Source organism: Pseudoalteromonas sp. PS5 (assembly GCF_004103255.1).
GTDB classification, from domain to species: Bacteria; Pseudomonadota; Gammaproteobacteria; order Enterobacterales; family Alteromonadaceae; genus Pseudoalteromonas; species Pseudoalteromonas peptidolytica.
Genome location: NZ_RCSQ01000124.1, coordinates 1 through 22,245, shown reverse-complemented (window position 1 = coordinate 22,245; position 22,245 = coordinate 1). Strand labels below are relative to the sequence as shown.

General features: G+C 42.2%; 18 protein-coding genes, 5 tRNA genes and 2 pseudogenes. 18 read left to right on the top strand and 7 right to left on the bottom strand.

All coding sequences use genetic code 11. The features are described 5' to 3' along the window. Positions 1-83, bottom strand: a pseudogene (locus tag D9603_RS15460) (YebG family protein); the annotation flags it as partial. 272 nt (positions 84-355) lie between these two features. Here D9603_RS15460 and D9603_RS15455 point away from each other — a divergent pair. Continuing rightward, the gene (locus D9603_RS15455; protein WP_128731985.1) at positions 356-658 is read left to right on the top strand and encodes a helix-hairpin-helix domain-containing protein; all 303 of its coding nucleotides are present in this window, start codon (positions 356-358) and stop codon (positions 656-658) included. A gap of 53 nt (positions 659-711) precedes the next feature. On the opposite strand, the gene D9603_RS15450 is transcribed toward D9603_RS15455, so the two are convergent. From D9603_RS15450 to D9603_RS15440, 3 genes are all read right to left on the bottom strand, one after another. Continuing rightward, the gene (locus tag D9603_RS15450) at positions 712-1,020 is read right to left on the bottom strand and encodes a hypothetical protein (RefSeq protein ID WP_125253518.1); all 309 of its coding nucleotides are present in this window, start codon (positions 1,018-1,020) and stop codon (positions 712-714) included. A 12-nt stretch (positions 1,021-1,032) separates the two neighbouring features. Further along, positions 1,033-1,542 carry a disulfide bond formation protein DsbB gene (gene dsbB, locus D9603_RS15445; protein WP_128731984.1) on the bottom strand — a complete coding sequence of 170 codons (510 nt, stop codon included), beginning with the start codon at positions 1,540-1,542 and terminating at the stop codon, positions 1,033-1,035. A 169-nt stretch (positions 1,543-1,711) separates the two neighbouring features. Beyond that, positions 1,712-3,208, bottom strand: a complete 1,497-nt coding sequence (locus D9603_RS15440) for an amidohydrolase family protein (RefSeq protein ID WP_128731983.1) — start codon at positions 3,206-3,208, stop codon at positions 1,712-1,714. A gap of 145 nt (positions 3,209-3,353) precedes the next feature. On the opposite strand from D9603_RS15440, the gene D9603_RS15435 reads away from it, so the two are divergent. From D9603_RS15435 to D9603_RS15425, 3 genes are all read left to right on the top strand, one after another. After that, entirely contained in the window at positions 3,354-5,126 is a 1,773-nt protein-coding gene (locus tag D9603_RS15435) for a winged helix-turn-helix domain-containing protein (RefSeq protein ID WP_128731982.1), read from the top strand. A 260-nt stretch (positions 5,127-5,386) separates the two neighbouring features. Then, positions 5,387-6,100, top strand: a complete 714-nt coding sequence (gene fadR, locus D9603_RS15430) for a fatty acid metabolism transcriptional regulator FadR (protein WP_125253522.1) — start codon at positions 5,387-5,389, stop codon at positions 6,098-6,100. 321 nt (positions 6,101-6,421) lie between these two features. Further along, positions 6,422-7,027 (top strand): peroxiredoxin C, encoded by a 606-nt coding sequence (locus D9603_RS15425; RefSeq protein ID WP_099641288.1) that lies wholly within the window; start codon positions 6,422-6,424, stop codon positions 7,025-7,027. A gap of 256 nt (positions 7,028-7,283) precedes the next feature. On the opposite strand, the gene D9603_RS15420 is transcribed toward D9603_RS15425, so the two are convergent. Further along, positions 7,284-7,526 carry a hypothetical protein gene (locus tag D9603_RS15420; protein WP_128731981.1) on the bottom strand — a complete coding sequence of 81 codons (243 nt, stop codon included), beginning with the start codon at positions 7,524-7,526 and terminating at the stop codon, positions 7,284-7,286. Positions 7,527-7,741: 215 nt separating this feature from the next. Continuing rightward, complete coding sequence (smrB, locus tag D9603_RS15415; RefSeq protein ID WP_128731980.1) at positions 7,742-8,293, bottom strand: endonuclease SmrB; 552 nt, start codon at positions 8,291-8,293, stop codon at positions 7,742-7,744. 95 nt (positions 8,294-8,388) lie between these two features. On the opposite strand from smrB, the gene prmB reads away from it, so the two are divergent. From prmB to D9603_RS15400, 3 genes are all read left to right on the top strand, one after another. Continuing rightward, on the top strand, positions 8,389-9,324 hold the full coding sequence (prmB, locus tag D9603_RS15410; protein ID WP_153188199.1) for a 50S ribosomal protein L3 N(5)-glutamine methyltransferase: 936 nt from the start codon (positions 8,389-8,391) through the stop codon (positions 9,322-9,324). 47 nt (positions 9,325-9,371) lie between these two features. Continuing rightward, positions 9,372-10,469: a chorismate synthase gene (gene aroC, locus D9603_RS15405; protein ID WP_128731978.1), complete on the top strand. Its 1,098-nt coding sequence runs from the start codon at positions 9,372-9,374 to the stop codon at positions 10,467-10,469. 85 nt (positions 10,470-10,554) lie between these two features. After that, complete coding sequence (locus D9603_RS15400; protein WP_125253527.1) at positions 10,555-10,986, top strand: hypothetical protein; 432 nt, start codon at positions 10,555-10,557, stop codon at positions 10,984-10,986. 62 nt (positions 10,987-11,048) lie between these two features. Here the strand turns inward: D9603_RS15400 and folD are convergent, their stop codons facing one another. Further along, positions 11,049-11,903, bottom strand: coding sequence for a bifunctional methylenetetrahydrofolate dehydrogenase/methenyltetrahydrofolate cyclohydrolase FolD (folD, locus tag D9603_RS15395; RefSeq protein WP_125253528.1), 855 nt, complete (start codon positions 11,901-11,903; stop codon positions 11,049-11,051). A gap of 416 nt (positions 11,904-12,319) precedes the next feature. Between folD and D9603_RS15390 the strand changes: the two genes are divergently transcribed. From D9603_RS15390 to D9603_RS15335, 11 genes and pseudogenes are all read left to right on the top strand, one after another. Next, a tRNA-Pro gene (locus D9603_RS15390) sits at positions 12,320-12,396 on the top strand. A 43-nt stretch (positions 12,397-12,439) separates the two neighbouring features. Continuing rightward, positions 12,440-12,516 (top strand) — tRNA-Arg (locus tag D9603_RS15385). A 24-nt stretch (positions 12,517-12,540) separates the two neighbouring features. Further along, a tRNA-His gene (locus D9603_RS15380) sits at positions 12,541-12,616 on the top strand. Between the two features lie 19 nt (positions 12,617-12,635). Continuing rightward, positions 12,636-12,712, top strand: a tRNA-Pro gene (locus tag D9603_RS15375). 21 nt (positions 12,713-12,733) lie between these two features. Further along, a tRNA-Pro gene (locus tag D9603_RS15370) sits at positions 12,734-12,810 on the top strand. 279 nt (positions 12,811-13,089) lie between these two features. Then, complete coding sequence (tig, locus tag D9603_RS15365; protein WP_125253529.1) at positions 13,090-14,394, top strand: trigger factor; 1,305 nt, start codon at positions 13,090-13,092, stop codon at positions 14,392-14,394. A gap of 330 nt (positions 14,395-14,724) precedes the next feature. Next, complete coding sequence (gene clpP / locus D9603_RS15360) at positions 14,725-15,342, top strand: ATP-dependent Clp endopeptidase proteolytic subunit ClpP (RefSeq protein WP_125253530.1); 618 nt, start codon at positions 14,725-14,727, stop codon at positions 15,340-15,342. A gap of 122 nt (positions 15,343-15,464) precedes the next feature. Continuing rightward, a pseudogene (gene clpX, locus D9603_RS15355) lies at positions 15,465-16,747 on the top strand (ATP-dependent protease ATP-binding subunit ClpX). Between the two features lie 456 nt (positions 16,748-17,203). Further along, the gene (gene lon, locus D9603_RS15345) at positions 17,204-19,561 is read left to right on the top strand and encodes an endopeptidase La (protein ID WP_128731976.1); all 2,358 of its coding nucleotides are present in this window, start codon (positions 17,204-17,206) and stop codon (positions 19,559-19,561) included. A gap of 216 nt (positions 19,562-19,777) precedes the next feature. Further along, entirely contained in the window at positions 19,778-20,050 is a 273-nt protein-coding gene (gene hupB / locus D9603_RS15340) for a nucleoid-associated protein HU-beta (RefSeq protein WP_125253533.1), read from the top strand. A gap of 176 nt (positions 20,051-20,226) precedes the next feature. Continuing rightward, the gene (locus D9603_RS15335; protein WP_128731975.1) at positions 20,227-22,137 is read left to right on the top strand and encodes a SurA N-terminal domain-containing protein; all 1,911 of its coding nucleotides are present in this window, start codon (positions 20,227-20,229) and stop codon (positions 22,135-22,137) included. The last annotated feature ends 108 nt before the right edge of the window (positions 22,138-22,245 follow it).

The window sequence follows — 22,245 nt, the reverse complement described above, 5'->3', positions numbered from 1 at the left end:
AGTCATCAGCCTCTTTTTTAGATTGTGAAAGTCATACGCTCGACTCCATTTCTTTCAACAACATATTTGATGATAACTGCCATGGTTATTCCCCTTGTCACTGTTTTTATATACAGTAATCCTAAACTCCATAATACGCAAGTTATTTTGAAAATTTTTCAAGTTCGGATGAGTCTAGTTTGTTTTAATAACTTAAATTAAAACAGGAGGTTATCAATAATTTTTATTTATTGAACAATGAGTGGCTTTGACAAATCATAAAACACTGACTTTAGTTATATGGCCTTATTAATCATCAGTGAGAATGCAGGTGATAAATGAGGGATTGGATCTTTTCACACAAGGAGTGTTATTTATGTTGATAAAAACCATCACACTATCCATTTTACTTGCGCTAGGCCTTGGTCACTCTGTGACCGTTGCTAAACCTCCAGAGCAAGTCATCACAGTGCAATCACAAAACCACAGTGTATTAGACATTAACACAGCTGATGCGGATGCACTGTCAACTTTACCAGGGATTGGTATACATAAAGCTGAAGCTATTATTGAATATCGCGAAAAGCTCGGCCGCTTTAAATCCATACAAGAGCTGCTTGAGGTAAAAGGTATCGGGAATAGAATACTGGCCAAATTGGAGGGCAAGATAAAAGTTTGATAGAACAGGAGTATGCGGGCTAATTTTAGTTGTCCGCATACTAATTTAACTGTTTAGTCTACTTTTTGTGCTGAAGTAAACTCTGTTATTGCTTGTGTCAGTTTGGGTTGTCCAAAATAAATTTCTAGCGGTGTAGTAAGTAATGGGTAGATCAATCCTGCAACGAATAAGACAGGCAATAGGAGCCACCCTTCAAATACTACTAACGATGCAAAAAATGGAGTTAATAGTATTAATTTAGCGATCCGTAATAGCACCTTAGTTTTGGCATCAAGATGACTCAACGCGATACGTAAAATCATCTGTTTTTCACGGAGCTTAAATTCATCAAGTTGTGCTATTTGGCTTAACCTAAAATACATGAATTTGCTATCTCAACTTCTTTTTGTGAAATGGAAGAATAAAAACAAGATAAACACCGCGCTGTAAAATGCGAAAATGATTTCCATCCAACCAGGCATAGACAGTCCTGCAAAAGACCAATCTATATTACCGCAATCACCTGTTGCAGCAAAGAAGCTTGGCAGCCATTCATGAAGGGGCATAAAAGATGGGAAATTAGGTATAAAGTCACAGGTGAAGGCAAATGGGTCTGTGGTTGTTTGCATCTCTATATGTTCGCGTGCAATCAAGAACCCCCAAATGCTTCCGACTCCCCACGAAGTAAATGCTAGGCTTCGCACGGCAAAATTACGCGGTGCTATCATACCGATTAAACCAGCAGCGAGTAACCCGAGCATCGCAAAACGTTGATAAATACACATGATACAAGGCTCTAACCCCATACCATATTGGAAGTAAAGCGCCACAGCCTCAAAAATAGCTGCTGAGAGCGCAAGCAATCCCCAAGACTGCTTTGAAAGGTGAAAAGATGCAATGCTCATTATGAAGAACCTCTTTTTGTTTTATTATGCTTTATCAGGCCCTATCAGAGCAACCTTCCATCGTGAGTGGGCGCTACCTTTGAGCGTTTTTGCGCTCAATTCTCAATATATCGGGTTGAAAAGAGCCTGCCAAAGGTCAACTAAGCGCTCAGCAGCACTAGTATCTGTTTCACCGCGCTCCTAAGGCATTGATATGTAGTGTAGCGCGCTTAATCATGGTGCCATTTACAATTACAGAATCAATATCGTTGTAAGCGCTTACTGACTTTAAAGGGTCGCTGTTTAAAAGTAGTAAGTTGGCAATTTTATTTACAGCTACACTGCCATATCTATCATCTATTGAGAAGGCTTTGGCATTGTTTATGGTCGCTGCACTGAGCAAGCTAGCCAAGCCTACGCCAGCTTGGTGCATCATAGTCAATTCTTTATATGTAGATAATCCAGGTTGTGATGTATAGGTTGGTGCTGGCGGTGTATCCGAACCAAGTAGCAATGTGGCATCATTTTTATATAAGTAGTTAAGTGCTAACTGCCCTTGGGAAAAAATGCGTTTCAGCTTAGCGACTTTTTTCTGATTACTCATGCTGCCCCAACCTTGGTTCATTTCTTTAAAAAACCAACGACCAGGTTCACTTTGATACCAAGCAATCACAGGTGAAGGGAGTACAGTTTGATATTCTTCAGTGAAAGAGAATGTGCTGTCAGTTACTTTTGCCAATGAGTCCATTACAGTCAACGTCGGCTGATATGCAATGTCTTTTTCAATGATGCTATCAAGTACCGCTTTTACTGTTGGTGGCAGAACGTTTGTAGCTTGGTTGATATTAGGCGTTAACCAGTTCCAAAGACCATGAGCCATTATGTCAACATTGGCATCTACGGCAAGTTGCTGCATATCAACGGCATTGGCATGAGCCATGGAAGGTAATCCTATTACCTTGGCAGACTCGGTCAAGCGCCTTGCATCACCTTGATAGATAAGCGGTATATTACTGTTTTCTCCAAAGCCATCTTCAAAGTAAAGTTTGGCACAAGTTGCGCCATCTGACCTCATGCGCTCAAGCGGTTGACTACCTTGATGTGAATGTACCTGTGATGGCGTGAGTTCATGTGTTGGGTCATTATGCTGTGCAATAAAATAAGGTTTATGATGATGTAGCTTAGCGTAGCTTAAGCCTTCGGCGTTATAACCTTGATAAACTGGCATTGCACCGCAAAAAAAAGCATTCGGTGCAGGCACATTAGCCATAAAATCAGCGATGCCACTTGCTGTATTTGACGGATCGATTACTTGCGTCACGCCATAATATAGATAGTTTCTTCCTTGCCTTTGCAAAAACGCCTTTTGCATCTGTTTGGCGTTTGGATCTGAAGCGAGTAACCCAGGCATAGTTTTAAGGTGTACGTGGCTGTCGGTGAGCCCCGGAATAAGGTATTTATCTTTCGCATCAACGACAGTTTTTGCACGCGGTTTTTTACGTGCATTGGATAACTTAATGATTTTGCCATTTTGTATCGCTATCCAATGATTTGAAATGATATTCACTTGGTGCTTATCAACAGGGTTTAAAATGATAGCATTGTCAATTCTAAGGTCGACAGCTGCAAATAACGCATTAGAAAATAGTATGCAGTATGTCGCGGCAAATAATATTTGTTTTTTCATAATAAAAATTTGTTTGTGTTGTAATAGGAGTTACCGAGCATAAATTGGTTTACAGTTGTTGAACTAATTTTCATATAAATAAACTCTTAAATTTTTCTAAATTTAATTAAAACTATAATAATCAATAATATAAGGTGTTTTTGAGTTGAAAGATTTGTTACTAGGTAATTGGTTAGTTATGCCTAAGTTGAATCAAATTATTGAGTATCCCAACGGGCAAGAGTACACAGTAACGCCAAAAATGATGCAGCTGTTACTTGTTTTGATCGAGGCGGATGCACAGCCGCTTAGCATTGACGAGATCATTGAATTGGTATGGAAACCAAAAGTAGTGTCTGACAGCTCAGTTTACCAAGCCGTAGCACAGTTAAGAAAAATCCTAAACTCAGACCTACAACATAAAGAGTATATAGAGAGAATATCAGGTCATGGTTATAGGATAGCTCCGAATGTACTCGTCACTCAAAATAGTATAAACACTTCGGTAAAAAGCAGTCGTTGGATCTGGTTTGCAAGTGTCGGCTTTACGTTAGCGCTACTGCTTGCGATTTTGACATCTATCTTTAACGAAAGTACTCGCAATAGCGCAGAGGATGACCCTTACTTTGATGAGGTTACGCTTGCAAAGCACTTATCTAAAAGCACTAATATTGCAGAATTAGAGCAAGCAAAAAGCCTTTATCAACAGGTGCTGTCTAAGCAAGGGGAAAATATAGACGCGCTAAGTGGCTTATGTAATGCCTATATGGGGCTTAGCTTATTTGGTGAAATATCAGAATATGAGTTATTGGCGCTATGCCGTCCTTTACTGGAAAAAGCACGCGCATTGGAAGAGAAAAATATTGAAGTTATCACCTCCTTGGCTCGATTCGCTGTAATAGAAAATAACGATATACAAGCACAGAAATATTTTACTCGTGGTTTTGAAATATCAATAGACAATCCGAGGTTATGGCATTGGTATGGACGATTTCTTCGCAAGAGCAATGACATAGAAGGTGCCGTAGTAGCACACCAAAAAGCGTATCGATTAGCGCCAAATGATGCCGTTATCGTTCGCGGTTTAGCCTACGCCTATCTAAACTTTAGAGACATGAGCTTAGCGAGGAAATATTTTGAACGCAGTGTTGCTATCGCACCCCACACCAAGAATAACCCACTTTACCAGTTAGACTTCTATCCTTTGAGTCAAAAGCGGGCGCTCCAGTACCTACAGTGGTATCGTGAAAATCATGTTGATCACAATAAGCTCTACCCCGCACAACAGCTAAGCCATATATTGATGTTGCTCAGCTTAGGACGTACACAAGAGGCTAATACGTTGTATCAGCAAGCCACACAGTTCACGACCACTTCAGCATCCTTCAGACTATATGTTGAAGCAGGGCTGGCTTGGCAACAAGGTAATGCAGAAAAAGCCGAAACGCTTTTAAAGCAACGTTATACGCTAGGCTCAAACGCTAAGCACTACGTGATGCCCTATGTGATGGCACTAATTGCGAACCGCAAATCTGAATTAGCAAAGGAGCTTTTTGAGCGTCATTTTAGTGAAGTTAGCTCTTTGCTGGCACCTATTTCAGAGCATACTGGGCAGTACCTCATCTATGCCTTAATCCTAAAGCTCGCGGAACAACAAAATAAGTATGAGAGAGTAAACACATTAATTTCGAATCACCTCGCCCAAGATAAGGTGCTTGACACCTCCTTGCTAGCGCTGTGGTTTACTATTAATAACGAAGAGCTCCGTGCTAAACAAGCACTCACTGATTTACTCAATGATGGTTGGCTTCCAGATTATAACGATAGCTTCTTTGCAATTGAGCTCTATTTTTCTTGCTTTGCTGATCATGAGTTTAAACGTCAATGGCAACGACGTCTCAAGCGTATACAAGCCCAGCTGGAGGAGCGGGTAGAATAACCTACCTCGAGCAAAGTTATGGATGAACTTAAATCGTGGCTATCCGTTGAGGTACGAGACGTGTTACCTATATCTCAAAAAAGGCAATAAATACAGCGAGCCTTGTGCCGCTACTTCCGGAGGTTATCTTTGCTATGTAGCATCAATTTCTGGCTTGGGTGATTTGTTGCTTGTTAGTTGAGCTTCATCTGGTACAATCAGTGGATTAACGAGCACAACCTGCCAATATAGGCATTGATGTAATAATAAAGTGGTGTGAGATGAGAATTTTCAAAGCCAAGAGCCCAGCTGGATTTGCTGAAGAATATATTGTTGAGTCAATTTGGAACGGCGAATTCCCTCCGGGATCAATCCTACCTGCTGAGCGTGAGCTTTCTGAACTCATTGGTGTAACTAGAACAACACTACGCGAAGTATTGCAAAGGCTGGCACGCGATGGTTGGTTGACTATCCAGCATGGTAAGCCAACTCGAGTCAATAACTTTTGGGAAACGTCAGGGCTAAATATTCTCGAGACACTAGCGCGTCTTGATGAAGATAAAATGCCTGAACTAACCGATCAGTTGTTGTCTGCTAGAACCAATATCAGCGCCATCTATACTCGTGCTGCTATCAAGTTTAACCCTCAACGTGTTATTGATATCTTATCCAAACATGCAGAATTAGCGGACACCGCCGAAGCATTTGCCGATTATGACTATCAGGTGCACCATGAACTGGCAGGCGCAGGTCAGAACAAAATTTATGTACTTATCTTAAATGGATTCAAAGGGTTGTATTCTAAAATTGGTTGTCATTATTTCTCTGATTCAAGAACGCGAGATCTCGCTAGACAGTTTTACGCAGACCTTACCACGTTGGCAGAAAACCAAGAACATGATGGTGCAATCTCTCTGATGCGTAAATATGGTCATCAGTCTGGCGAAATTTGGCAGCAGATCCGTGGTGATATGCCTGAAAATATCATGGACTAAATTAGTCACAGAATTATACATTAAAGGCTTCATAGTGAAGCCTTTTTTGATCTCAGGTGTTGGTTTGCAAGATATTTGCTACTTTTTCCGGCAATCGAATTTATAGATTGATGCTATCGGTTAATTCGATTGTTATTTCTGTTCCTACGCCAATACACTAGTCAAAGTTTTTGGTAGTAAAAAAGCACAAGGCACTTTAGTGAACGCTAAATGCAAAGGTTGTTTTTTTATAAGCATGCCACAATATTAAGTACCAGATGTTTTGAACTCGATAGAGAGACAAAACAAGATTGGAAATAAACCTAACTATTGGAGATAAAAATGGGTGTATTAGTAGGCCGCAAGGCACCAGACTTTACAGCAGCAGCAGTACTAGGTAACGGTGAGATCGTAGATAGCTACAACCTGCACGAGCGTATTAAAGGTAAAAAAGCGGTTGTTTTCTTTTACCCACTAGACTTCACTTTTGTTTGTCCTTCAGAGCTAATCGCATTTGACAAGCGTTACGAAGAGTTCCAAAAGCGTGGTGTTGAAGTTATCGGTGTTTCTATCGACTCTCAATTCTCACACAACGCATGGCGTAACACTCCAGTAAACGAAGGTGGTATTGGTCCAGTTAAATACGATCTAGTTGCTGACGTTAAACACGAAATCTGTCAAGCATACGACGTTGAGCACCCAGAGGCTGGTGTTGCTTTCCGTGGTTCTTTCCTAATTGACGCTGAAGGTAACGTACGTCACCAAGTAGTGAATGATCTACCACTTGGCCGTAACATCGACGAAATGCTGCGCATGGTTGATGCACTTGCATTCCACGAAGAGCACGGCGAAGTATGTCCAGCTGGTTGGACTGAAGGTAAAGCAGGTATGGACGCAAGCCCTGAAGGTGTTGCAAAGTTCCTATCTGAGAACGAAGGCGCACTATAATTTAGTGTCTGCTATGTAATATCTATAAGATATTAAAAAGAAACCCGCTAGTTAGCGGGTTTTTTTAATTGCTTTCGATTTCTCGGCGGCTTTCTCAGGGTAATACGTTGACTATTCGGCAGCCCTGCCTCTTTAGCAAGTGCCATGCTAGTTAAAATTAATGTACTGACCGAGCGACTTTATTAGTTGAATGCTTAGGTACGCTGCAAATAAGCTTATCACTGGAGTTGCTAGTAAACTCAAAAATGTAAGTTCATTAATCATTACGCTTTTCCTTTTCGTCTTTCTTGTTAGTATTTTCAGCTTGAAATGCTGTTTGCAATGATTGTTTGGTTTCGATTCTCAGCTCTTCGATGTTGGCCTTTATTGATTCACTGATCGCTTGTGATATTTTGCTTTTCACATCCTGTAGGATGGAGTCGTCTATTTCTGTAGCAGTAGTTGTCATGCTAGCTGTTAGTAGTAACGTAGTCATGGTTAGTTTCGCTAAAGTAGTCATAATAAGTTTCCTTGTAATTTGTTAGTCGCAATAACTATTACAAAGGTTGTGCCAACGTGAAATTATTTTTTAAAGCTTTGATTTTTAAATAAATTTAGTTTTCTATGAAGAAGTTAACGTAAGACGTTGGTGAATTTGACGAAGGTGACATAACAAAAATAACGAAGTTTTAGTCAAATATATAAAGAGGAGGTTGAGCTCGTAATGAGGCCGAATTAACGGCCAAAACTTGGATCGTCTGGTAGGTCGACAAGGATCAATACAGCACCTTTACCACCGTACTCTAACGGTGCTTGGTGTATCGCTAAGACATCAGGGTGTTGTACAAGGTATTGCGGCACTTTATGTTTGAGTATTCGCTCGCCAATGCCGTGAACAATGCAGGCACAAGCAATATGCTGTTTTTTACAAGCATGAATTAACGCAGCAAGCTCTTGTTTGACGGTCTCTTTGTTCAAACCGTGTAAATCTAATATCAGCTCTGGTGCATAATCACCACGCCTAAGCTGTTTAGCGAGATAGCTGTCAGCGCCAGCCTTAACATAATTAATAGTTCCCGAAGTATCGATGTCAGGAATATACTCGTCCGAAAAGTAAAACTCTGACTGTTGCTGCTTCACTTGTTGTTTCAGCTCTACACTCTGAATTTTTTTCGTTTGTTTGAGCTGCACCTGATCTTGCTTAAGAGGTTTTACACCATTCAAGGACTCGCGAAACATCGCGAAATCATCATTTAGGTCAGCATTAGTGTTAGATTCTTTGTTCATGGTGACATTTTAAATAAAAAAAGCATAAAAACCTAGCTTAAAAACCGCTACAATGTCGCCATATAGTTTGATCTTAGAGAATCTTCATGACGGAAATGTCACAACCACTAATCACCGACGAAATGGCAAATGAAGCGTTTCAAGACCTCCATACCATCCAAGACTGGGTACGATGGACTGCAACTCAGTTTGTCAGCAATGAGGTCTTTTTTGGTCACGGAACAGATAACCCGTGGGATGAAGCGGTAAGTTTGGTGCTGCCTGTGCTCCATATGCCTATTGATGCACCTAAAGAAATTATGCACGCCCGTGTGACGCAAAGTGAAAAATCTCACTTGATAGACTACATTAAAGCACGTATTGAACAGCGTATTCCCGTGGCTTATTTGACCAATCAAGCTTGGTTTGCTGGTATGCCGTTTTATGTTGATGAGCGCGTATTAGTACCACGCTCTCCATTTGCAGAATTAATTGCAAAACATTTTTCTCCTTGGGTGGCATCGCCTAACAAAATAAACCGTATTTTAGATATGTGTACGGGCTCTGGTTGTATTGCAATTGCACTTGCCAAAGCATTTGAGCGTGCACAAGTAGATGCAGTAGACATTTCTTTTGAAGCTTTAGAAGTGGCTGATCACAATATCAATCAGCATATGATGCACGACAGAGTGTTTGCCATCCAGTCTGATGTATTCAGTGGTGTACCGGGCCAAAAATATGACTTAATCGTAGCAAACCCACCTTACGTTGATGCTGAAGACATGTCTGACTTGCCTGAAGAGTTTCATCATGAGCCAGAGCTTGGTTTGGCGTCGGGAGAGGACGGCCTTGACGTAACTCGTACTTTGTTAGCAGAAGCTGCGGATCATCTAAATGATGACGGTTTGTTATTTGTCGAAGTCGGCAATTCTATGGTACATATGGAACAGCAATTCCCTGAAGCACCTTTCACTTGGTTAGAGTTTGACCACGGTGGTCTGGGGGTCTTTGTGGTATCCAAACAGCAATTGTTGGAATACTTTAAAAACTGATAGGGAGCCAATGCTCTCTATCGTCTATTTTGGAATGAGGAAAAACGATGGCAGGCAATAGCATTGGCCAATTATTTAAGGTGTCGACCTTTGGTGAAAGCCATGGCGCTGCGCTTGGTGGCGTGGTGGATGGTGTACCACCTGGGCTTGAGATAACTGAAGCTGACTTACAAATTGATTTGGATAGACGTAAACCGGGTCAAAGCCGATACACAACACAGCGACGCGAAGGTGATGAGATAAAAATCCTTTCGGGTGTATTCGAAGGTAAGACGACCGGAACTAGTATTGGACTGTTAATTGAAAATACCGATCAACGTTCCAAAGATTATTCTAACATCAAAGATTTATTTCGTCCGGGTCATGGCGACTACACCTATTGGCACAAATATGGCCACAGAGATTACCGTGGTGGTGGACGTTCGTCTGCCCGTGAAACAGCGATCCGAGTTGCGGCTGGTGCGATAGCGAAAAAATATCTAAAACAAGCTCATGGCATTGAGATCAATGCTTGTCTTTCCCAATTAGGCCCTATTAAAGCTCAAACGTATGATTGGTCAATTGTGGAAAACAACCCCTTTTTCTTTCCTGATGAGTCTAAGCTTGAAGCGTTAGATGAATATATGCGTACGCTGAAAAAAGAAGGTGATTCAGTTGGCGCGAAAGTTAAAGTTGTGGCGAAAAACGTGCCGGTAGGTCTAGGTGAGCCTGTTTTTGACCGTCTGGATGCCGAAATTGCGCACTCCCTAATGAGCATTAATGCGGTAAAAGGTGTAGAAATTGGTGACGGCTTTGATGTGGTTGAACAAAAAGGTTCTGAGCATAGAGATGAGCTGACGCCGCAGGGCTTCACCTCAAACCATGCAGGTGGCGTATTAGCAGGTATTTCAACAGGGCAGGACATTATCGCGTCAATTGCGCTAAAACCTACCTCAAGTATCTCAGTCCCAGGGCAGAGCATTGATACCCAAAATCAACCGCAAGAGGTGGTTACCAAAGGCCGCCATGACCCGTGTGTGGGCATTCGTGCCATCCCTATAGCGGAAGCGATGTTGGCCATAACACTTATGGATCATCTATTACGTCACCGCGGTCAAAACCAAGACGTCAATTTGCCGCACAAGCCCATTTCAGGCCATCTCTGATTTTATTCGGCGTCCTGAGGTTATTTGACTTCAGGCTGTTCTGGCACAGTGTTTGCTCTTCTTGAACAAATCAAGGAGAGCAATCATGATCACTTATCAATCTCACTTTGCAACTCGTACGGTAGAGTCTGCTTCGCAGCAGCACAGCCCAACCCAAACTAATCGAGCTAAATCAAGTGCTCAAGAGCAAGCGTATGTCGCGGCTGCGGATATAGCTGCACAATCTTCTCGTGCACTCGACCATAAAGTAGACGAGCCATTTAAATATGAAGTAGTGGAGCGTAATGAAACATTTCTCGAAAAAATGAGAGAAGCGGTAATGTTTAGCCGCTTAGGGGCAAATAAAGAGAAAATTGATGAATTAAAAGAGAAAATGGCAGAGCTTGAAAAGCTCGCAGCCGAGGGAAAAATTTCACCCGAAGAATTAGAAGAGCGTATGGCTGCATTAGAAGAAGCAATGAGAGATGCGGTAACTCAAGAAGAAAACAAAGCGAACAAGGACACGCTACTGAGTTAGAGAGGCTCAAAATGATAAAGGCCTCATTAGAGGCCTTTATCAGTGTTATAACTCAATACTATTTAGCTGTGATAGTTTTCACACGCTTCAAGGGTGTTTTCAATCAAGCTAGCTACTGTCATCGGGCCTACGCCACCCGGCACTGGAGTGATAAAGCTCGCGTTTTGTTCCGCGATGTCATATTGCACGTCACCGACTAACTTACCTGATTCCAATCGGTTAATACCTACATCAATGACAATGGCACCTTCTTTAACCCAGTCGCCCGGAATAAACTCAGGTTTACCGACTGCGACGACGAGTAGATCTGCACGACGAACGTGGGCTTCCAAGTCTTGAGTAAATTTATGGCAAACGGTTGTGGTACATCCTGCCAGTAGCAGTTCAAGTGACATTGGACGACCTACAATGTTTGAAGCACCAACCACAACAGCGTGCATCCCTTTATAACGCACACCGGTAGAGTCGAGTAGGGTAATGATCCCTTTTGGCGTACAAGGTCTTAGTGCTGGCATTCGTTGAGCAAGACGACCCACATTATAAGGATGGAAGCCGTCGACGTCTTTGTGAGGATCTATACGCTCTAACACTTTTTCCGCGTCTAGGCCTTCAGGTAGCGGCAATTGTACTAAGATCCCATCAACTTCAGGGTCTGCATTAAGCTCGTCAACTAGCGTGAGCAGTTGCGCTTCGCTCGTGTCACCTGGTAAGTCGAAAGATTTAGAAACAAATCCAACTTCTTCACAGGCTTTACGCTTTGAACCAACATAAACTTGACTCGCAGGATCCTGACCTACTAACACAACTGCCAAGCCTGGTGCTCTCAGACCTTGTGCCAGTCTCTCTTGAACTCGTTGTGCAACAGTAGAACGAACTTGTTTCGCGATAGCTTTGCCATCAATGATGTTTGCCGTCATGATTGACCTATATTAAGGGTTAAAAAACTTGAACGATGATAGAGCCTTTAAATTCTCCTATACAAGTACTTTTATTGAGTGATGACTCTGCTTGTAAAGAAAAATAATGGGGTTGCTCTATTTATATGTCCTGCTAATTAGTTTGATAGAGGACATTTGCCCGCTATTTTCGCAAAAAACAGCCAGCCCGCCAAGTTAGCATTGCGTAAAACTGGAGGTTTTCACAACTTGCCTAGGTAAGAGCGTATAAAATTTGATTAAGTCAGCTGTTTTATCAACAATTTGTGGTAAAATTAGGCAGTTGAAACAAAAACTAAAAAAAATATTTGACCTGCTGGGGGCAAATCACTATTATGCACCCCGTTGCCAACGAGGACTCACCGATAAAAAGGTTCTTAGTTCTCCAAGGTCACAGTCGGCGATTAGCGCAGCTTGGTAGCGCACTTGGTTTGGGTCCAAGGGGTCGCAGGTTCAAATCCTGCATCGCCGACCACTTTTAAAATAAGATAGTAGCATGAAGATGTTTACTCGAGTTTGCGCCCTTAGCTCAGCTGGATAGAGCAACGCCCTTCTAAGGCGTCGGTCGAAGGTTCGAATCCTTCAGGGTGCGCCATCTTATTTTAATCCACATGTAGTGGCGGCTGTAGCTCAGTTGGTAGAGCCCTGGATTGTGATTCCGGTTGTCGTGGGTTCAAGTCCCATCAGTCGCCCCATCTACATGCCAAAATTAGTCGGCGATTAGCGCAGCTTGGTAGCGCACTTGGTTTGGGTCCAAGGGGTCGCAGGTTCAAATCCTGCATCGCCGACCACTTCTACAAAATACTTATGTTCGGCGATTAGCGCAGCTTGGTAGCGCACTTGGTTTGGGTCCAAGGGGTCGCAGGTTCAAATCCTGCATCGCCGACCACTTTCTCTCTATCAGTATCTCAGTCATTTATTTCAAATTTACTAACTTTTAATCAATTAGCACCAATATGCCTAATTATTTAACCTGATTGCTCGACTCCGTCGTTGAATAGGTTATAATGCCGCGTCTATTAATTAACGTAGTGCCCGTAGGGCAGGCAACAAGCGTCACATGCAACGGAGAGTTTGGCAGTTTAGCCGAAGGCCCACAAAAGCATGATGGTTGTCTTGTTAGTAAGGAAGGCGCTTTGTCGCCCAAAAATGAAGATTGAGGTAAATCATGCAAGTTTCTGTTGAGACGACTCAAGGCCTTGAGCGCCGTCTGACCATCACCGTTCCTGCAGAGAACGTTGAGACTGAAGTTAAAAAACGCCTACAACAACTGTCAAAAACACAGCGTATCGATGGCTTCCGCCCTGGTAAAGTACCAGTGTCAATCATCACTAAGCGTTACGGCGCAGCTGTTCGTCAAGAAGTTGCTGGCGATATTATGCAGCGTAATTACATCGAAGCAATCATTGCTGAGAAAATCAACCCAGCGGGTGCACCTACATTTGCTCCTAAGTCACTAGAAGCTGGTAAAGATTTAGAGTTCGATGCAACTTTTGAAGTATACCCTGAAGTTGAGCTTAAAGACTTAGATAAAATTGCAGTTGAGAAGCCTGCTGTTTCAGTAACTGACGAAGATCTTGCTAACATGCTTGAAACACTTCGTAAGCAACACGCTACTTGGACTGAAAGCGACGCAGCTGCTGGCGAAAAAGACCGTGTAACGGTTGACTTCGTTGGTACAATTGACGGTGAAGAGTTTGAAGGCGGAAAAGCTGAAGACTTCCCTCTAGAGCTTGGTCAAGGTCGTATGATCCCTGGTTTCGAAGATGGTATCGTTGGTAAGAAAGCAGGTGACGAAGTCGTTTCTGATGTGACTTTCCCTGAAGACTACCACGCTGAAAACTTAAAAGGTAAAGCAGCTCAATTTACAATTACTGTGAAGAAAGTTGAAGTTCAAGAGCTTCCTGAACTAACTGACGAGTTCGCAACTAAGTTTGGTGTTGCTGAAGGTGGTGTTGACGCACTTAAAGAAGAAGTGAAGAAGAACATGGAACGTGAGCTTAGCCAAGCGGTTAAAGCAAACGTAAAAGATCAAGCGATCAAAGGTCTTCTTGACACTAACGAAGTTGAAGTGCCTAAAGCACTAGTTGATCAAGAAATCGACGCACTTCGTCAACAGGCTGCACAGCGTTTTGGCGGCAACGCGCAAAACATGCCTGAGCTACCAGCTGAGCTTTTCCATGAGCAAGCTGTTACTCGCGTAAAAACTGGCTTGCTTTTAGGTGAAGTAATCAAAGCGAATGACATCAAAGCTGACGATGCAAAGGTTGAAGAATTAATCGAGACTGTTGCTTCTGCATACGAAGATCCAAGTGAAGTAGTTTCATACTACAAAACAAACGATCAACTTATGCAGCAGATGCGTAACGTAGCAATGGAAGAGCTTGCTGTTGAAGCTGTACTTGCAGCTGCAACTGTTTCTGATGTTGAAAAATCATTCGATGACATCATGAACCCACAGGCTGCTCAATAAGTCTTTGAAGAAATCATTGACTTCCAGCTAAGCTGAAGTTTAAATGGCTCGAGTTACTCGGTGAGAGAATTCGGGCCATTTTTGTTTTTACACCTTGATATTGAAGCATAAAGTACTTATATCTTGAGGCATGGCTTATTTTATTAGCTATACTTGATGGTATAAGACAAAATGTGCTTATCACAACGAGCTGTTAGAAATGCTCGTTCTATTTCGCTCAAAAAAGTATTAGCCTAAAACCGAATGACAGAATGTCTCTTGAGTCGCAAGCGATTTAAGTTACCTATTACAATAAGGCAACAAATTCTGTGCTAGTAAGGAATAAAAAACATGAATGATGGTATGATCGATCCAATCAATGCGTTAGTACCTATGGTCGTGGAGCAAACGGCTAAAGGCGAGCGTTCTTATGACATTTACTCTAGACTACTTAAAGACCGCATCATTTTTTTGACAGGTCAAGTAGAGGACCATATGGCCAACTTGATCGTGGCACAGATGTTGTTCTTGGAGTCGGAAAGCCCAGACAAAGATATTTTCTTGTATATCAATTCACCTGGTGGCTCCGTGACTGCTGGAATGTCTATCTACGATACAATGAACTTTATTAAGCCTGATGTTAGTACGGTTTGTGTTGGTCAGGCAGCGAGTATGGGAGCATTTTTGCTTTCAGGCGGCGCTAAAGGTAAACGTTATTGCTTGCCAAACTCTCGAGTGATGATCCACCAGCCTTTAGGCGGCTTCCAAGGTCAGGCATCAGATTTTGAAATTCATGCAAGAGAAATCTTGTCTATTAAAGAAAAGTTAAATCGTCTGATGGCTGATCATACTGGACAACCATACGATGTAGTTGCACGTGACACCGATAGAGATAATTTTATGACTGCTGACCAAGCCCTAGAATATGGCTTAATTGACGCGGTTCATTCACGTCGCGAACTGAAGTGATTAGTCGGTAACCAATGAGCATAAATCATTGGTTACTGCTATGCCAAAGCTTTTATTCTTTGGTATAGTTAAAAGAAATACGATGTTATCGACAGATAACAACAAAAGAATGAGGTAGCTGAATGTCAGACACTCCAACAGACGGCGATAAGAATAGCAAGCTGCTGTATTGCTCATTTTGCGGCAAGAGCCAGCATGAAGTTCGTAAGTTAATTGCCGGTCCATCTGTCTATATATGTGACGAGTGCGTTGAACTTTGTAACGATATTATCAGGGAAGAAATCAAAGATATTGCGCCTAAGCATGACGCGTCTGATAAATTACCTGTGCCAAAAGAGATCAGAAATCACCTTGATGATTATGTTATCGGTCAGGAGCATGCGAAAAAAGTGCTGTCCGTTGCTGTATACAATCACTACAAGCGCTTACGCAACCAAGGTGGTAAGGGTGATGTAGAATTAGGTAAAAGTAATATCTTGCTAATTGGTCCAACAGGTAGTGGTAAAACACTATTGGCCGAGACGCTTGCAAGACTTCTTGATGTACCATTTACGATGGCAGATGCAACAACGTTAACTGAAGCTGGTTATGTTGGTGAAGATGTTGAGAACATCATTCAAAAGCTGCTACAAAAATGTGACTACGACGTAGAAAAGGCACAACGTGGCATTGTCTATATCGACGAAATCGATAAGATTTCGAGAAAATCAGACAATCCATCTATTACCCGTGATGTATCGGGTGAGGGTGTACAACAAGCATTACTTAAACTGATTGAAGGTACGGTTGCATCTGTTCCGCCTCAAGGTGGCCGAAAACATCCGCAACAAGAGTTTTTGCAAGTTGATACATCGAAAATCTTATTCATATGCGGTGGTGCATTTGCTGGCCTTGATAAGGTGATCGAACAACGTAGTTCTAAAAATACAGGTATCGGTTTCGGTGCTGAAGTTAAGTCACAAGATTCAGAGCGTTCACTGAGCGAAACATTTAAAGATGTTGAGCTGAAGATTTGGTCAAGTACGGTTTAATTCCTGAATTTATTGGTCGTTTACCGGTTGTTGCGACTTTGACCGAACTTGACGAAGATGCGCTTATTGAGATCTTAAACGAACCAAAGAATGCCTTAACAAAGCAATATGCAGCGTTGTTTAAGATGGAAGGTGTGGATCTTGAGTTCCGTGAAGACGCTTTGCGAGCGATTGCGCATAAGGCGATGGAGCGAAAGACCGGTGCACGAGGATTGCGTTCGATTGTTGAAGGCGTATTGCTCGACACTATGTATGAGTTACCTTCATTGGAAGAAGTCAGTAAAGTAGTTATTGACGAAACCGTTATCAAAGGAGAGTCAGATCCGATTATGATTTACGAAAACAATGGTAAAGAAAAAGCGGCATCTGAGTAGCTCAGAATTAAAATAAAAGGAGCCTAGTGCTCCTTTTTACATCTAAGTTAGGGGCTAACAAAAAGTATAAGGTAAACTGCGAGGCTAGCTCATGGTTGGTAAGCTAAATCAGTATTTTCCCTCACCAGAGCTTATACCAATTATGCTTAATACTTGCTCAATTTGAAGGCGTAAATCTGACGCTAACTGCGCTAAACATCTTCTATTTAGAACAACTAAATGGAGAGTTTTCGCATAGTAATAGACAGAGTTTTCTCGCCTCAAAATAGACCACTTAATTAAGAAAATTGGTATCATTGCAAATAAGCTGGAGCTTTAGTTTACTGATATTTGATTGCTTTATGCCTTAAATTGATCCCTAGTTGATGTGGATTACTATAAACTATTGAACTTTATCTGCGTTATCCCCATATAGCTCAGTATTCCCAAAATTAATTTAAGTGCGAAGAGAACATAATGACGCTTGAAAGAACGGATCGAGTAGAAATTCCTGTGCTAGCGCTGCGCGACGTAGTCGTGTATCCGCACATGGTGATCCCGCTGTTTGTAGGTCGAGAAAAATCAATAAAATGCCTAGAAGCAGCGATGGACAACGACAAGCAAATCTTTTTGGTTGCGCAAAAAGACGCTTCAGTTGATGACCCTAGCACTGATGATGTCTACCAAACAGGCACTATTGCGACGGTGTTACAACTATTAAAGCTGCCTGATGGTACGGTAAAAGTACTTGTTGAAGGCACGCAGCGCGCCAAAATAGACGAATTCTTAGTTACAGACGAATATTTCTTAGCGCAAGCACAGTACATCCCTTCACAGGATGCTGATGAGCAAGAGCAAGATATATTAGTGCGTAGTGCAATTAGCCAGTTTGAAGGCTATGTAAAGCTTAATAAGAAAATTCCACCTGAAGTACTGACGTCAGTTTCAGGTATTGATGAGGCCGCACGCCTTGCTGATACAATGGCTGCGCATATGCCAATTAAAGTGCCTGAAAAGCAAAAGGTACTGGAAATTCATGACGTAACAGAACGTCTTGAGTACTTGATGGCGCTGATGGAAGGTGAGATCGATTTACTTCAAGTAGAAAAGAAAATCCGTTCTCGCGTGAAAAAGCAAATGGAGAAGTCACAACGTGAGTATTATCTGAATGAGCAAATGAAAGCAATTCAGAAAGAACTTGGTGAGTTAGACGACGTACCAGATGAATTTGAAGCGCTGAAAAAGCGCATTAGCGAAGCAAAAATGCCGCAAGAAGCGGAAGAAAAAGCACTGGCGGAGCTGAACAAACTGAAGATGATGTCACCGATGTCTGCAGAAGCGACTGTGGTGCGTTCTTACATAGAGACGATGATAAATGTCCCATGGAAAAAACGCTCTAAGGTGAAAAAGGACTTAGCAGGTGCGCAAAAGATTCTAGACTCTGACCATTATGGCTTAGAAAAAGTAAAAGATCGCATTATCGAGTACCTTGCCGTACAACAACGCACCAATAAGCTCAAAGGCCCTATCCTGTGCCTAGTTGGCCCTCCTGGAGTTGGTAAAACCAGTTTAGGCCAATCTATCGCGCGTTCTACAGGTCGTAAGTATGTGCGTATGGCGCTCGGTGGCGTGCGCGACGAGGCTGAAATTCGTGGTCACAGAAGAACCTATATTGGCTCAATGCCGGGTAAGCTTATTCAAAGTATGTCGAAAGTTGGCGTGAAGAACCCGCTTTTCTTATTAGATGAAATCGATAAGATGTCATCGGACATGCGCGGCGACCCTGCATCTGCTCTATTAGAGGTGTTAGATCCTGAGCAAAATAGCAACTTTGCAGATCACTATTTAGAAGTAGACTACGATTTATCAGACGTGATGTTTGTTGCGACATCAAATAGCTTCAATATACCAGGCCCACTGCTTGATCGTATGGAAGTGATCCGTTTGTCGGGTTATACCGAAGATGAAAAGCTTAATATTGCGAAACAGCACTTAATTCCTAAACAGATCAAGCGTAATGGTCTGAAAGAATCTGAAATTAACATCGAAGACAGTGCGATTATTGGTATTATCCGGTATTACACTCGAGAGGCTGGGGTACGGAACCTAGAGCGCGAAGTTTCTAAACTCTGTCGCAAAGCGGTGAAAAACATTTTGCTAGACAAAGATGTAAAGCAAGTTGTGATTAACCAAACAAACCTAGAAGAATTTTTAGGTGTTCAGCGCCATGATTACGGTAAAGCTGAAGATGGTGATCGTGTTGGTCAAGTTACGGGTCTAGCGTGGACAGAAGTTGGTGGTGATCTATTGACCATTGAATGTGCTGCTGTACCAGGCAAAGGCAAACTGACGTACACTGGCTCTTTGGGTGATGTGATGCAGGAATCTATTCAGGCTGCGATGACGGTGGTGCGCAATCGTGCTGAAAAGCTTCGTATTAACGACGACTTTTACGAGAAGCGTGATATTCATGTGCATGTTCCTGAAGGCGCGACTCCTAAAGATGGACCAAGTGCGGGTATCGCCATGGTAACAGGCTTAGTGTCAAGTTTAACAGGCAACCCAGTGCGTGCAGATGTCGCGATGACCGGTGAAATCACATTACGTGGTGAAGTGCTGCCAATTGGTGGTTTAAAGGAAAAGTTACTTGCAGCGCATCGTGGTGGAATTAAACGAGTTTTAATACCAAAAAAGAACGAGCGTGACTTAAAAGAAATTCCTGAAAATGTCCTTGAAGGACTTGATATTCATGCTGTGTCTTGGATTGACGAAGTTCTATCATTAGCATTAGCGCAGCCAATAGACAGTTTTAGTGTAGAATCACAAAAAAACTAAGAAAAAAGCCAAAAAATTAAGTGAAAAGGCTTTTCAAATCTAAAAGGTGTGTTAAGTTAGGCACTGTATTCAAGCTTGGTGGTTCGCAAGCCCCGTAATCACTAGGCTTGAGAAAGATTTCGAGAATTAGAGAGTCGCTGTGATGTCTCTAAATGAATAGCAAAAGTTATCAGATAGAAGTAACTTTTGATAATAACTATGGAAGAGGATGATATTGTGAATAAATCTCAATTAATCGATCAAATCGCAGCTGATGCTGACATTTCTAAAGCGGCTGCTGGTCGTGCGCTAGATTCATTCATTGAGTCGGTAACCGGTGCACTTAAAGAAGGTGACTCTGTTGCACTTGTAGGTTTTGGTACTTTCTCAGTACGTGAGCGCGCTGCACGTTCTGGTCGTAACCCACAAACTGGTGAGACTATTCAAATCGCAGCAGCTAACATCCCATCTTTCAAAGCGGGTAAAGCGCTTAAAGACGCAGTAAACTAATTCATTTTGGATTAGGCGATGCAGAGTCATCGCGAACTGCTTCAAGATAAAAGGCGTATCTGCTAAGATACGCTTTTTTTATACCACCTCAAACCTCGTGGCGGTGGTGTGATGCTAACCCAAATCTAGCAATACAAAGTGCTTATGTGCTTTGACTTAGATAAGAGAAACAATAAATGCTTGAAAAGATCAGAGAAGGCTCACAGGGCCCTGCGGCTAAAATCATATTAGGTTTAGTCATCTTATCTTTTGCGTTAGCAGGGATCGGTGGTTACCTAGGTCAAACCACTGAGCAACCTGTCGCAGAAGTCAATGGAATAAAGATCTCGCAAACAAAGTTCTCACGTGCTTACTCGAATGAGCGTGCACGTTTAGAGCAGCAGTTTGGTGAGTATTTTGCGCAAATAGCAGCAGATCCAAATTACATGGCACAAATCCGCCAAGGTGTTGTAGATCAATTAGTACAGCAAGAACTACAGTCACAACTGGCAAAGGAACTTGGTCTTCGAGTGAGTGATGAGCAGGTGAAAAAAGCGATTGTTGAGATGCCTTACTTCCAAATCGGTGGTGAGTTTAGCAATGACCGTTACCTCCAAGTTATTCGCCAGATGAATTTTCAACCTGACAGCTTCCGTGAGTATTTACGCGATGAAATGACACGAGCACAACTTATCTCTGCGGTAGCTGGCAGTGACTTTGTATTAGAAAATGAATTACAACATTCTCTTGCGTTACAGCAGCAAACCCGTGCAATCGATTATGCCGTCTTAAGTAAAGATTTAGTAAAAGATGAAGTCTCAGTTTCACCAGAAGAGGTTCAGAGCTACTATGATCTAAATCAGAATCAGTTCCAAGCACCAGAGTTGGTGGCTGTGAACTATATTGAGTTGAAAGCAGAAGATTTAGAGCCTGCTGAGCCGGTTACTGAAGAGGCCGTTAAAACATATTATGAAGAACAAAAGAACCAGTATTTAGAGCCTGAAAGGCGTCGCGTTTCACACATTTTAGTAGACTTGGGTGAAGATGCTGCAGCTGCAAAAGAAAAAGCAGACATGCTGCTAGCGGAGCTAAATAGCGGTGCTGATTTTGCAACTCTTGCAGAAGAAAAATCAGATGATATTGTCAGTGCAGAACTAGGTGGTGATTTAGACTGGATTGAACGAGAGATGATGGATCCTGCATTTGAAGACGCAGCGTTTTCGCTTGCAGCAGTAGGTGATGTATCAGAGGTGGTTGAATCTGAGTTTGGTTATCACATCATTAAGCTGACTGATATTCAACGTCAACAGGCCCAATCTTTTGATGATGTTAAAGATGAGTTGCGTGCTGAGCTTGAAAAAGCAGCTAAAATAGATGCTTTCTACCAAAAACAAACTCAGGTTGCTGAATTGGCCTTTGAAATGGCGGACTCCCTTCAAGATGCAGCAGAAGTTGCTGGCGTAGAAGTTAAGTCTACCGAGTTAGTAAGCCGTAATGCGCTTCCTGAGCCATTAAACATGCCAGCTATAAATAATACTATTTTTACTCCTGAATTAATCGAAGACAGAGTGAATTCAGAAGTTTTAGAGGTTGCGCCAGAACATATTGTCGTTGTACGTGTTTCGGATCATAAAGCTGCGGCCACTAAACCACTAGAAGAAGTCAGTGAGCAAATTCAAGCACAGCTAGTTGCTGAGAAAGCATCAAGCTTGATTACTGAGAAAGCTCAATCACTGTTTGAGCAATTGCAAAATGGCACGACACTGGCAGATATTGCCAAAGCACAAAATGTTGAGGTTAAAAGTGTCAATGAGCTGCAGCGTAGAAGCTATGATGTTCCTCCTGCGATTGCAACTGAAGCATTTAAACTTCCTCAACCTGGTGTTGCGCAATCTTACCCTGCGTTGGTTGAATTAGGTAATGGTGATGCTGCATTTGTGGTGCTTAAATCAGTAACCACTCCAGACGTGGATGGACAGATAGATCCGCAGCAGAAACAATCAATCACTTCCTCATTTGCTAATAAAAATTATTTAGAGCTACTGGCAGCACTTGAAGCTAAAGCCGAAGTAATTAGGCCACAGCTACAATTAGCTGAGCAGCAATAGCAACTCAATAATGAAAAAAGCGCCGCGTTGGCGCTTTTTTTTATGTGTATATAAATGTGATCTAACGGAGCATCTTATTATACCAATTCGTCTTAATACTTGCTCAAT

Coding starts and splice junctions, on each gene's coding strand:
- D9603_RS15455 (WP_128731985.1), top strand. CDS start 356: ATGTTGATAAAAACCATCACACTATCCATTTTACTTGCGCTAGGCCTT.
- D9603_RS15450 (WP_125253518.1), bottom strand. CDS start 1,020: ATGTATTTTAGGTTAAGCCAAATAGCACAACTTGATGAATTTAAGCTC.
- dsbB (WP_128731984.1), bottom strand. CDS start 1,542: ATGAGCATTGCATCTTTTCACCTTTCAAAGCAGTCTTGGGGATTGCTT.
- D9603_RS15440 (WP_128731983.1), bottom strand. CDS start 3,208: ATGAAAAAACAAATATTATTTGCCGCGACATACTGCATACTATTTTCT.
- fadR (WP_125253522.1), top strand. CDS start 5,387: ATGAGAATTTTCAAAGCCAAGAGCCCAGCTGGATTTGCTGAAGAATAT.
- D9603_RS15425 (WP_099641288.1), top strand. CDS start 6,422: ATGGGTGTATTAGTAGGCCGCAAGGCACCAGACTTTACAGCAGCAGCA.
- D9603_RS15420 (WP_128731981.1), bottom strand. CDS start 7,526: ATGACTACTTTAGCGAAACTAACCATGACTACGTTACTACTAACAGCT.
- smrB (WP_128731980.1), bottom strand. CDS start 8,293: ATGAACAAAGAATCTAACACTAATGCTGACCTAAATGATGATTTCGCG.
- prmB (WP_153188199.1), top strand. CDS start 8,389: ATGTCACAACCACTAATCACCGACGAAATGGCAAATGAAGCGTTTCAA.
- aroC (WP_128731978.1), top strand. CDS start 9,372: ATGGCAGGCAATAGCATTGGCCAATTATTTAAGGTGTCGACCTTTGGT.
- D9603_RS15400 (WP_125253527.1), top strand. CDS start 10,555: ATGATCACTTATCAATCTCACTTTGCAACTCGTACGGTAGAGTCTGCT.
- folD (WP_125253528.1), bottom strand. CDS start 11,903: ATGACGGCAAACATCATTGATGGCAAAGCTATCGCGAAACAAGTTCGT.
- tig (WP_125253529.1), top strand. CDS start 13,090: ATGCAAGTTTCTGTTGAGACGACTCAAGGCCTTGAGCGCCGTCTGACC.
- clpP (WP_125253530.1), top strand. CDS start 14,725: ATGAATGATGGTATGATCGATCCAATCAATGCGTTAGTACCTATGGTC.
- lon (WP_128731976.1), top strand. CDS start 17,204: ATGACGCTTGAAAGAACGGATCGAGTAGAAATTCCTGTGCTAGCGCTG.
- D9603_RS15335 (WP_128731975.1), top strand. CDS start 20,227: ATGCTTGAAAAGATCAGAGAAGGCTCACAGGGCCCTGCGGCTAAAATC.